This window comes from Synechocystis sp. LEGE 06083, from assembly GCF_015207725.1.
GTDB lineage: Bacteria > Cyanobacteriota > Cyanobacteriia > Cyanobacteriales > Microcystaceae > Synechocystis > Synechocystis salina.
Window position 1 is genome coordinate 1 of sequence record NZ_JADEWJ010000109.1, and the last position, 11,070, is coordinate 11,070.

General features: G+C 50.7%; 11 protein-coding genes and 1 pseudogene. 5 read left to right on the forward strand and 7 right to left on the reverse strand.

What is annotated here, in order from left to right:
* From IQ219_RS09940 to IQ219_RS09955, 4 genes and pseudogenes are all read right to left on the reverse strand, one after another.
* A pseudogene (locus tag IQ219_RS09940) lies at positions 1-1,313 on the reverse strand (hypothetical protein); the annotation flags it as partial.
* A 221-nt stretch (positions 1,314-1,534) separates the two neighbouring features.
* Positions 1,535-2,371 carry a metal ABC transporter permease gene (locus tag IQ219_RS09945; protein ID WP_194072499.1) on the reverse strand — a complete coding sequence of 279 codons (837 nt, stop codon included), beginning with the start codon at positions 2,369-2,371 and terminating at the stop codon, positions 1,535-1,537.
* On the reverse strand, positions 2,334-3,167 hold the full coding sequence (locus tag IQ219_RS09950; RefSeq protein WP_194072498.1) for a metal ABC transporter ATP-binding protein: 834 nt from the start codon (positions 3,165-3,167) through the stop codon (positions 2,334-2,336). Before IQ219_RS09950 ends, IQ219_RS09945 begins: the two co-directional genes overlap by 38 nt.
* Before the next feature lie 10 nt (positions 3,168-3,177).
* The gene (locus IQ219_RS09955; RefSeq protein WP_194072495.1) at positions 3,178-4,194 is read right to left on the reverse strand and encodes a metal ABC transporter solute-binding protein, Zn/Mn family; all 1,017 of its coding nucleotides are present in this window, start codon (positions 4,192-4,194) and stop codon (positions 3,178-3,180) included.
* A 107-nt stretch (positions 4,195-4,301) separates the two neighbouring features.
* Between IQ219_RS09955 and IQ219_RS09960 the strand changes: the two genes are divergently transcribed.
* Both IQ219_RS09960 and IQ219_RS09965 read left to right on the forward strand, forming a co-directional pair.
* Positions 4,302-4,718, forward strand: a complete 417-nt coding sequence (locus tag IQ219_RS09960; RefSeq protein ID WP_190596791.1) for a transcriptional repressor — start codon at positions 4,302-4,304, stop codon at positions 4,716-4,718.
* A gap of 159 nt (positions 4,719-4,877) precedes the next feature.
* Entirely contained in the window at positions 4,878-5,489 is a 612-nt protein-coding gene (locus IQ219_RS09965; RefSeq protein ID WP_194021063.1) for a Uma2 family endonuclease, read from the forward strand.
* A gap of 3 nt (positions 5,490-5,492) precedes the next feature.
* Here the strand turns inward: IQ219_RS09965 and IQ219_RS09970 are convergent, their stop codons facing one another.
* On the reverse strand, positions 5,493-5,732 hold the full coding sequence (locus IQ219_RS09970; RefSeq protein ID WP_190596795.1) for a hypothetical protein: 240 nt from the start codon (positions 5,730-5,732) through the stop codon (positions 5,493-5,495).
* A gap of 75 nt (positions 5,733-5,807) precedes the next feature.
* Here IQ219_RS09970 and IQ219_RS09975 point away from each other — a divergent pair, with 75 nt between their 5' ends.
* Together IQ219_RS09975 and IQ219_RS09980 are read left to right on the forward strand one after the other, a co-directional pair.
* Entirely contained in the window at positions 5,808-6,452 is a 645-nt protein-coding gene (locus IQ219_RS09975) for a hypothetical protein (protein ID WP_194072496.1), read from the forward strand.
* Entirely contained in the window at positions 6,445-6,918 is a 474-nt protein-coding gene (locus IQ219_RS09980; RefSeq protein WP_194021067.1) for a PPC domain-containing protein, read from the forward strand. The genes IQ219_RS09975 and IQ219_RS09980 overlap by 8 nt, the downstream gene beginning before the upstream one ends.
* Here the strand turns inward: IQ219_RS09980 and IQ219_RS09985 are convergent.
* On the reverse strand, positions 6,915-7,742 hold the full coding sequence (locus tag IQ219_RS09985; protein WP_194021076.1) for a zinc-dependent peptidase: 828 nt from the start codon (positions 7,740-7,742) through the stop codon (positions 6,915-6,917). The two genes, IQ219_RS09980 and IQ219_RS09985, sit on opposite strands and share 4 nt — an antisense overlap.
* Before the next feature lie 16 nt (positions 7,743-7,758).
* The gene (locus tag IQ219_RS09990) at positions 7,759-8,178 is read right to left on the reverse strand and encodes a response regulator (RefSeq protein WP_194072497.1); all 420 of its coding nucleotides are present in this window, start codon (positions 8,176-8,178) and stop codon (positions 7,759-7,761) included.
* Positions 8,179-8,268: 90 nt separating this feature from the next.
* On the opposite strand from IQ219_RS09990, the gene IQ219_RS09995 reads away from it, so the two are divergent.
* Positions 8,269-11,034: a DNA topoisomerase (ATP-hydrolyzing) subunit A gene (locus tag IQ219_RS09995; protein WP_194072500.1), complete on the forward strand. Its 2,766-nt coding sequence runs from the start codon at positions 8,269-8,271 to the stop codon at positions 11,032-11,034.
* The last annotated feature ends 36 nt before the right edge of the window (positions 11,035-11,070 follow it).

Sequence of the window (11,070 nt, forward strand, 5' to 3'; positions counted from 1 at the left end):
GTGCTACCGCCGCCGCCACCAAAGTCACCGCCATTGGCACCACTAATACTGGGGCCATTAAGGCCACCAGCACCGCCACCACCACCACCAAAACCACCTGCAGTTGCTGCACCATCAGTAGATCCCTCTACACCGCCATTGCCGCCATTGGCTTTACCGCCACTTCCATCATTCGCATCGCCAATTCTTTTAATAATTGCTCCAATTGTTTCAAATGTTTCAAATGTTCCTCCACCGCCGCCCCCCACTCGGTTGGGGAAACTACCACTACCCTCAGCACCATCTCCCCGTAGGCCACCGCCGCCGCCAGCATAATTATTAGGCGTACTGGAAGCTTGACCACCATTGCCACCATTACCGGAAAGTCCACCACCACCACCACCACCATTGGCAGCAATAGAAACAGTAGTGGCAGGAGCACCAGCACCACCGATCGCCTGGTTATCGGAAAAAGTGACATTAGTGAGGGTGACATTGCCAGAGTTGATCAGCAAAGCTCCCCCGGCCCCCATGCCGCCACCACCGCCGCGAATTCCGGTTCCTCCTTTACCACCCTGGGCCCGCCCACCGGAGAGGGTCAAATCGCTAATGCTAACGGTGCCTTCTTTGACAAAGAAAATAGACTTATCCCCTTCATCATTAACGCCATTGTTGTTGGCATCCCCACTGATGGTGTACCCATTGCCCACAAATTCAATGTCACTGGTAATCAGAGGCAGAAAATCCGTTAATTGAATATTCCCAGTTATTTCGATTACATCCGGCCCCGCTGAATTATTGGCACTGTTGATGGCGGTGACAAGCTCAGCAAAATTACTTGCAGAAAATGTGGCCGCTTCCACAGGCACAGCATTCCCATCAACAAAAATGGTGAAATGGTCTGCCTGGGAACGGAGGGATTGCAAACCCGACTCATCAAAAGCAATACCACTGACCACATTGGCAAAAATTTCCCCTTCATCCCCAGGACTATCGGCTAAATTTAGGCGAGCATCAATAGCATGGCCAATTTCTTCTAGCAGCACTGCCTGAACCTGCTCTGAGGAAGCCGTCTCCAAAAAATCCTGACTGAGATAGATGGTATCCGTACTCTGGGCGTAGGCTCCCAACAAGCCCGCCATGCCCTGGTCTAAAACTCGGATGGTCGGTAATTGACTAAAATCTTCTGCTTGCCATTGTCGTCGGAGTTGTTCTGCCTTAGCTCGGTCAAATTCAGCACCGAAGATAATTGCTAGTTTGCGCCAAAAGTCGGGGGAATGAGCAAATTGGACTAAGTTCTGATGAACGGCGTTGAGATGAAGTGAAATGTCCACGGAATCGAGAGAATGTGATGATCAGCTGAAAACAATGTAAGAGCTCCGATTTCCACCCTGAAGATATAGGTAGAACCCACATTGTATAATATGTGAAATAATGCTAGTAGGACAACGTAGTTAGACCCATAAAATTTTTGCGTATCTTCCTGCCAGTAACAGGTGTGGGCAAAAGTTTCCCTTGCCCGTCCGCAGGTTTAAAAAAAAACGAAGGTGCTGATTTAGCGTTTAAAGGCCAAACTAATCAGGTAGGCAATGCTTGCCACCAAAATAATGGTTGCCCCAGAGGAAAGATTAAAGCTGTAGGAAAGGGCTAATCCCACTAAACAAAAGACCATCCCCAGACCGCTGGCCACTGCCATCATTTGGGGGACATCTCGTACATATTGACCGGCGATCGCCGCAGGAATACTCAACAGGGCAATGACCATAATTAACCCTACCAATTGCATCACCATCACTACAGTTAAAGCAATAGCCGCCACTAGAGTTAAGTACAGAATATCGACGGGCAAATTACGGGTAGTGGCATAGACCGGATCAAAGGAAATGGCCAAAAACTCTTTATAAAGCAGAAACAACAGAATGATAATTAAGAGATCTAGCCCTGCCATGAGCCAGAGTTCCTGCCGGGGCACCGTCAAAATACTACCGAACAGGTAACTGGCCACGTCAGCCTTATAACCCTTGGTTAAATCAATCAGCATGATACCGATCGCCATGCCCAGGGCCCACATCACTCCAATTAAAGTGTCACTGCGCTGTTGATATTTCCTGGCCACCCACCCCATAGCCAGCGCCATAACCAAGGAAAAACCAAACGCCCCCCAGAGGGGATTAAAGGCAAAATAGTAACCTAAACCAATGCCCCCATAGGCCGCATGGGCCACACCACCGCTGATAAAAACCATGCGGTTGATGACAATAAAAGAACCGATTAATCCACAGGCTAAGCTCACCAGCAAGCTAGCTAGGACGGCATTCTGCATGAATTCGTATTGCCAAACCTGGGTTAGGGCCTCAATCATGACGACACTCTGCGCCGTGGCCTTGGCCATTAATACTGTCAAGGACGGGGGAACCCTGGTCGTGGCTGGGAAAAACCCGGTGGGGCACCCCATGGGCAATCAAATCCACCGGACATTGATAGGTGGCTTCAATCATCTGGGGCGTAATAAATTTCTCTTGGTGGTAGTGCAAACTACGGTTGAGACAACCAACGGTTTTAACATAGCGGGAAATGGCCCCCAGGTCGTGGGAAATCATCACAATGGTCATGGTTTGATTCAGTTCCCCCAACAACTCGTAAATGCTCCTCTGCACTTTGCTGTCCACGTTGGCGGTGGGTTCGTCCAGCAGCAAAATCTGCGGTTGGGAAGCCAAGGCCCTGGCAATGTACACCCGTTGCCGTTGCCCCCCCGACAATGCCCCCAATGGGCGATCGCCTAGATTACCCATGCCTACCTGCTCCAAACAACGGTGGACAATGGCCTCATCTTGGCGATGGTACCGGCGAAATAGTTTGCCCCGCCCCAAACGTCCCATCCTCACCACGTCCAACACCCGCACCGGAAAGGCCCGGTCAAATTCCAACCACTGGGGCACATAGCCCACGTAACGCCGCCCCTGCTCCACCGATCGCCCCAGAATTTGCACCGTACCCTGGGATGGTTTAATGAGGCCCAACAGAACCTTGAGCAAGGTAGTCTTCCCCCCCCCATTGGGACCAATTAAGCCCAGAAAATCCCTTTCCTCCACCCGCAGATTAATATTTTCCAGCACCGGGGAAGCACCATAACCAGCAGATAAATTTTCGACGGTAATCACAGCCGTGGGACTGGGGCGATCGGCCATGGAGACATTGTTATTGGGGCTGGACACTATGGGCATTGGCAATTTTTTGGGCAACGAGTTTGAGATTGCTAGACCAATCGGCGGCCAGGGGATCAAGTAATTCTACCTTTGCGCCAATTTCAGCGGCGATCGCCTCGGAACTTTTGGTGCTGAACTGGGTTTCCCCAAAGACCACGGTGAGATTATTTTCCTTGGCCGTATCAATTAGTTGTTTCAATTCCTGGGCACTGGGTTCTTGTCCCTCCACTTCGATGGGAATTTGCCCCAAGTTATAGTCCCGAGCAAAGTAGGCCCAGGAAGGATGAAAAACAATAAATTTCCTTTGGGGTAAAGGTTCCAGCACCTGTCGTAACTCTTGGTCTAACTGCTCCAATTCCGCTAAAAATGCAGCCAAGTTAGCTTCATACTGTTCCCGATTCTCCGGATCCAACTCGGCTAAACCTTTGGCGATCGTGGAGGCCTGTTGTTTCACCAACGTAGGAGATAACCAAATGTGGGGATCCGCCACCATCACTGCTCCCATGGCTTGCTCCTTTTCCGATTCTGGCCCATGGTCGTGGCCATCGTGGCTGTGATTATGGTGATCATGTCCTTCTTCTTCCCCGTGACTATGGTCATGCTCCTCCATCTCCAGGGGGGTAATGCCTTGGGCCGAATCAATTAACTTCATATTGGCATTGGCTGCTTTTAACTTCTCCAACCAAGGTTGCTCAAAACCAAAGCCAATTAAAACGTAGGCTTCTGCCTCACTCAGGTCCGCCAACTGTTGGGGTTTGGGTTCATAGGTGTGGGGATCATTATTGCCAGGCACTAACACACTCACCCGCACCAGATCGCCACCAATTTTTTCCAAAAAATACTGTTGAGGCGGAATACTCACCGTAATATCCATGGCCTCCACCGTGGGCTCCTGGCTAAGCGAACCATCCTGCTCCCCAGCGGGCTGACAGCCCATGACACCTAGGCCCACCACTAGAGCAAGACCAATGGACTGAATGAAACGGGGGGCGGCAGGGAATGTGAACATTAGCCAATGTGCAATACAGTGAAGATCAAACTGACAGAAAATTTAACTTTCCTGAGAGTTAACAATAAACGATAATCATTATCATTGCATAGTTCCTCACCATTGTCATGAGTCTTCCCACTCCTTCCCTTGCCGTTCGCCTAGAGTCCCTAACCGTCAACCAGAGACTGGTGCTCCAAGCTTTGCAAAGGGAAACGGAGCCCCTGTCGGCTCAAGCCCTGTTCACCAAGCTGCGAGAAACGAAAAAAATTGGCTTGGCCACGGTATATCGAGCTTTAGACGCCCTCAAGTTAGCCGGATTTATCCAACATCAAGCCACCATGACAGGAGAACTCCTCTACCAAACCCTTGAACAGGATCAACATTGCCTGACCTGTTTACAGTGTGGCGAATCCTTCCCTATCCAAGGTTGTCCGGTACAATCCTTAGAGGAAAATTTGCAAGCTAATTATTCCTTTCGGATTTATTACCACACCCTAGAGTTCTTCGGACTTTGTCAACTTTGCGCTAAGGGAAATGGTTAGAATTTAGGTCAGCCAAAATATTAGCGACTACGGCATCTGAGTGGCACAGCAAAAACCTTACAGAAGTAAGCGTTACAACTGTTGTGTATGTCGAGTTGATTTGGAATTTGCTGTCAAGATGGTTAACCACCACAGTGTTTAGTGAACCCAGGAGCAGTCATGGCAACCCTAACCCAACCAGTTAGATCAATTGATCAAGACCCATTGTTACTAGATGTCAGTCATGTCACTTTAAAAATCTCACCGGAGCATTTCGATCAGCTTTGTCTTGATAACCCGGATTTAAGGCTTGAGTTAACCAAAGATGGGAATTTGATTGTTATGGCACCAGCCGGGGGAGAGACTAGTCGCAAAAATCTTGATCTGGCCATTGATGTTGGTCTTTGGAATCGCCAAACCAACCTAGGTCAGGCGTTTGATTCTTCCTGTGGCTATGACTTCACCGCCCTGGGCGGAGGAAAGTTATCGCCGGATGTATCTTGGATTGAACAATCCAAACTCGGGGGGGTCGAAATAGTTGGTTTTATTGCCGTTGTGCCGAATTTTGTCATTGAACTCCGGTCCGCAACGGATAACCTGAAACCATTACAGGAAAAAATGCAGGAATATCGACGGCTGGGGGTGCAATTAGGGTTATTGATCAATCCCCAAAATCAACAGGTTGAGATTTATCGTCCCGCCCAGGAAACGGAAGTTCTAACATCGCCCCAAAAAATAGATTGCGACGAAGTGATGCCCGGCTTTGTACTCGATTTGACTCGCATTTGGTAGCCACTAAAAATATTCCACCTTGGGACTGACTACCCCATTACTGGAGCCGGAAAAACGATGGGGCCGCAGAAATAATTGCTGTAGGGATCGTTGCAAGCGGAGCCGGGCTTGGTGCTTGGATTGTTGGGCGATGGTGAGGGACTGCTGGGGTAAACTGGTGACTTCACTGGGAATATTACCCGACACCGCCAGGGCCAACGCAAAGGCGATAAATGTGGTCAGAACTCCCAATTGCTTAAACATAGCCTACCCTCCTTTCTCCCAGACTGGACTTGAGCTAATATTCTAGGAACTACTAAGAATAGCTCCCTAGCAAATATGACAATATCCCAGACTCAAAAGGATCCAGGCATTTTGCAGACAGTTTCGCTTTTGACTGCCTATTGTTTTGACCTCCGGGGAATGGCGCCCAAACAGGTCATCAATGGTTGGCTCAAGGATTTTTCAGCCCTGTGGATTCGTCTGGCGGTGATTGAAGCCCTCTACCTCGGCCGCTATAAGGCGGTTTCGGTGGAGCATTTGCTGGAGTTCTGGCATAAGAAGGGACAGCCTAATTTTCACTTTTCCGCTGAGTTTGAGCGTCTAGTTTCCCAAAATCTGCCCAGATCCCTGGTGATCGCCACGGACAAATCGATGGAGGAGTTGACTAAGATAGCCGACCAATCATGGCAGTTAAAGGTTCCCAACCGAGGGCAAAACCAAATATCGCAATCACCAGACCGGCAAGTTTCGCCGTCTGACCCAGGGGAATTGGAACCCCTCCCTTGGCATCACCGTGGCCAAAAAAATCTCCAGCATCACGCTCCAGAAAACTCCAAGGCTCCCAGAGTATCCGAAGAAGGCCCAGTGCACAGATCCCCAGGGCCAGCCCCTTCCATTGAACAGTTCATCCCCATCACCCAGGAATCGAATTTTCTCAGTCGGCTCCAGTCGGTACTCAGTCAGGACAGCGAAAATGTTTAGATCCTTCACTACAGGGAAATTAAACAAATTAGCCCCTCTCTGGATGGGTTTGCCCTCTGCCCTGGTCGTGTTCTACCCAACCCTAAGTTACGGCCAAAATAATCAAAACAGTTTTTATAATCCCATCCCCATTAACGCCAATACGACGGTTAACGATCGCCTAACTTTGCAGGATATGCCCACGGGGGAGGGGGGATTTGCCAGGGACTATCGCATTAATCTCCGGGCTGGGGACCAAGTGGCCATTGACCTGCGCTCCGATGAATTCGACACCATGGTCATGCTCATTGGCGATGACGGCACCACCATTGTGGCCAACGACGACAGCACCGAGGGGGGCACCAATTCCCTCGCCTTTGCCCGTATTACCGAGTCCGGGGACTACATTGTCCGGGTCAGAACCTACGCCGCCACTGGGGGAGGATTATTCTCCCTGGAAGTAACCAGGTTACAGCCCGTTCCCTAGCAGTTGATCAACGGCTCAAGACAATAGTATTTTTGTAGGACTTGATAGAGTTGCCTGTGGTGGCGTTGTAACTCTTGTCCTTTTTCAAAGAAGGTTTCCGTCACCACCGCAAAAAATTCACAGGGGTTAGTGGCTCCATAGGGATCGATCACAGTGGGGAGATTATGCTCCAGTTGGCTGAGTAGTTGTTGATATTCCGCCGCAAAAGTTGACTGCCACCGTTGATAGTCGTTGCGACGGGCCAATTTGGGCACCCCATTCATGGCTCCGTCCCCCATGTCCAATTGGTGGGCAAATTCGTGGAAAATAACGTTATGGCCATCTTGCCACCGCTCCAAATCCCAGGCAATGGTACCCCAAGCAAGGATTAATTGCCCGGCCCTGTCCCAGGACTCTCCGGCCCGGATAGTTTCTTCTTCTTCCACCACATAACCGTCGGGGGAGCTGACCTGTCTAACCTGAAAGGCGTCGGGGTAAACAAGAATTGTGTCCAGCCGGGGGTAGGGATTACTGCCCAACTCTAAAGCTAGATAACAAGCCTGGGCGGCGATCACCAACCGGACTTCATCGGTCAAGACAAAATCATTGCAACCAATGAACTGTTTTTGCTGCAGAAATAACTGGATTTTTGCTGCTAACTTTTGTCTTTGCTGGGGGTAAAGCTGTCGATAAAAAGGCAGGCGATCGCCAAGGATGGCTTGCCAATGGGGGGGCAGGGGACGCTGGAAAAGCTGTTTTTCCCGCCAATCTAACCAATGGGGATAACCCCAAATGTAGGCAATGATGCCCAAAAGAATGGTGAGGACAATGGCAGTGGGCAACATGGAAAAAAGGCTAAAGCTAAATCTCTAGGCTGGGGTTTTCAATGCCGCCGGCCATGGCTTGAATCTGCTGGACAAAAGCTTGGTGGTCCACCACTGGTTTGGCAATGTACCCCTCAGCCCCACTTTCCGCTAGTAAAGACTCTCGATCGCCGGCCATGGCGTGGGCAGTAACCAAAATTACTGGTAAACCGGCCGTGGTGGGGTCCTGTTTGAGCAATTGGGTGATTTGAATACCGTTGTAGGCTTTGCCTTGGTAATGGCTGCGGGAGAGGGAAACATCCATGAGAATCACGTCCACCGCCTTGCTCCGGGCTAGGTCCAACACCTCTGCCACATCCTCACTGCCTTTGACGGTGAATCCCCCCCGCTTGGTGAGAATTTTAGAAAAGACGCGGAAATTCATGGGGTCATCTTCAACGATGAGAACCGTGGTCATAAGCTTTTACTCAGCAAAGTGGGGAAGAGAATCAGCCTTTCCAATGCTAACATTGGCCGCGAATTGACGAGCGCACAGGTTCCCAGCGGCATGGCCAGAAAATCTTTCCCCAGCGGTCAAATTATCCCCACCGATCTCCACGAAGAAATGGAACGTTCCTATCTGGAATATGCCATGAGTGTGATTGTGGGCCGGGCATTGCCCGATGTGCGGGACGGCTTAAAACCGGTGCATCGCCGCATTCTCTACGCCATGTATGAGTTGGGGTTGACCCCCGATCGCCCGTTTAGGAAATGTGCCCGGGTGGTGGGGGACGTGTTGGGTAAATACCATCCCCACGGAGACCAGTCCGTGTATGACGCCTTGGTGCGGATGGTGCAGGACTTTTCCAGCCGTTATCCCCTCTTGGCTGGCCACGGCAATTTCGGTTCGGTGGACAATGATCCCCCCGCCGCCATGCGTTATACCGAAACCCGTTTAGCGCCCATTGCCATGGGGGCCATGTTGGAAGGTATCAGCGAGGCGATCGTCGATTTTACCGGCAACTTTGACAATTCCCAGGAAGAACCCACCGTGGTGCCGGCCCAGTTGCCCCTATTACTGTTGAACGGTTGCTCCGGCATTGCCGTGGGTATGGCCACCAATATCCCGCCCCATAATTTGGGGGAAGTGGTGGATGGTTTGATTGGTTTGATTAACAAGCCCGATTTGTCAGACCAAGAATTATTCAAGTTAATTCCCGGCCCAGACTTTCCCACCGGGGGCCATATTCTTGACAGTGAAGGCATCATCCAGGCTTATCAAACTGGGCGGGGTTTAATTCCGGTGCGGGGGGTGAGCCACATTGAAACCGTCCGGGGGGAGAAAAAACGCAGTCATAATCGCACGGCGATCGTGATTACAGAATTACCGTTCCAGGTCAACAAAGCCGCTTGGATCGAAAAAATTGCCAATTTGGTCAATGACGGTAAGTTAGACGGTATTTCCGACCTGCGGGATGAAAGTGATCGCACGGGGATGCGGGTGGTGATCGAGTTGAAGCGGGATGCCAATGCCGACACCATTCTCAAAAAGCTTTATCGCATGACCCCTTTGCAGAGCAATTTTGGGGTAATTTTCCTGGCCTTGGTGAACAATCAGCCCATACAAATGTCGCTGCGGCAAATTCTCCGAGAATTTTTGCAATTCCGGGAAGACACCCTCCTGCGGCAGTATGAAAATGAGTTGGGGGAAAGCCGTCGTCGTTGGGAATTGTTGGCGGGTTTACTAATTGGCTTGGAAAATCTCGACACCCTGATTGAAATTCTCCGCTTTGCCTCCGATGGCACCACAGCCAAAATTCAGCTCCAGCAAAGGCTGGGTCTTTCCGAGCCCCAAGGAGACGCCATTTTGGGGATGCCCCTGCGACGCATTACCGGACTGGAAAGGGAAAAGTTGGTGCGGGAACACACTGATTTAGCCCAACGTATCCAGCAACTAGAAACCCTCATCGGCGATCGCCAGGAACGGTTAAAAGCCCTCAAAAAAGAGTTGCGGGGTTTGAAGAAAAAGTTTGCCGACGAGCGACGGACCAAAATATTACAGGGAATGCCGGCTAAAATTACCCCTTTGCCAGTGGCAGAAAAGGAATCACCTGCACCAAAAACCACCCTGGTTGAAACCCAGTTGGAGACGGAACAGGAAGATGGACTGGCCATGGAGGAGAAAGCGGAGTCATCAGAACCAGAACAATTGTTATTAGACAATGCCCCCGCCCAATCCACCGACTCCGCCCCGGTTGAGAAGCGGGGAAATTCAGCCCTAGACCCTAAAAATTCGCCGACCAATATTCCGGAACCAGGCCAACCAAGTCCAGAGGCGATCGGGGAAAACAGTAAACAAGTTCCAGTTGTCAAGAAGAATCCCCTCACCCTATTTACGCCCCAAACACCTCCACCTAATGCTTTTCTCAGCATCAATCTCCAGGGGGAAATTGGCTGGCATCCGGAGGCGTTAACCTCAAGCAACTGTTTTGAACCCTTAACTCAGCAACTCCCTATTCAAGGAAGGGAAACTTTGGTTGTGATTGGTGACCACGGTAAAGCTTTCCCCGTGGCGATTGCAGATTTGCCGCCCCTGGTCGTTACCCGCATTCCCCTGTTGCACCTGCTACCCAAGTCAGCCCAACGGGATGCCACCGCTGTCCCTTTCCAGGGATTTTTACCTCCACCGGAACAGCCCCAGGATTTACTCCTAGTTAGTCAACAGGGTCGAGTCAAACTGCTTGCTGGTCAGGAATTGCAAGAGCTGGGCCCACGGGGTTTGAGTTTGATCAAGTTAAAAAATGGCGATCGCCTCCAGTTTGCCCAATGGGTTACGCCCATGGATAATGCCCCTGACCAAAATTTGGTTATTGCCACCAGCAATGGTCGCTTACTAAGGTTTAATGTGGCCCAAGTTGGTCTCACTTGTTCTAGCCCCAGCGCCCAGGGCCAAGAAGCAATGCGACTCCGCCAGACGGAAAAGTTAGTGGGGGTATTGATGGCCTCCCCCCTTGAGGCAGTTCTGCTGTTGACCCAGGCAGGTTACGGCAAACGTTTGGATTTAACCGCCGTGCGCCTCGGCAATTTTGGTGATTTGGGGACAACGGTAATGCAATTTACCAGCAAAGCAGATCGTTTATTGACCATGGTGGGGGCAAATTCTACTGCCCAGGCTCCCGAGTCCTCCACCTACGATTTCTATAGCAATCAACAACGACTCCATTCCCTCCAGGGCAACCAGTTCCAGCTCTGGGGTAAGGACGGCTTTGGCGATCGCCTGGTGGATCTCAACGAGGGGGAATATTTAACTACCCAGGTGGCCCATCTTGGTTAGAGGTTAGAGCGGGGGAAATTTTGGGCTAGAATGGGC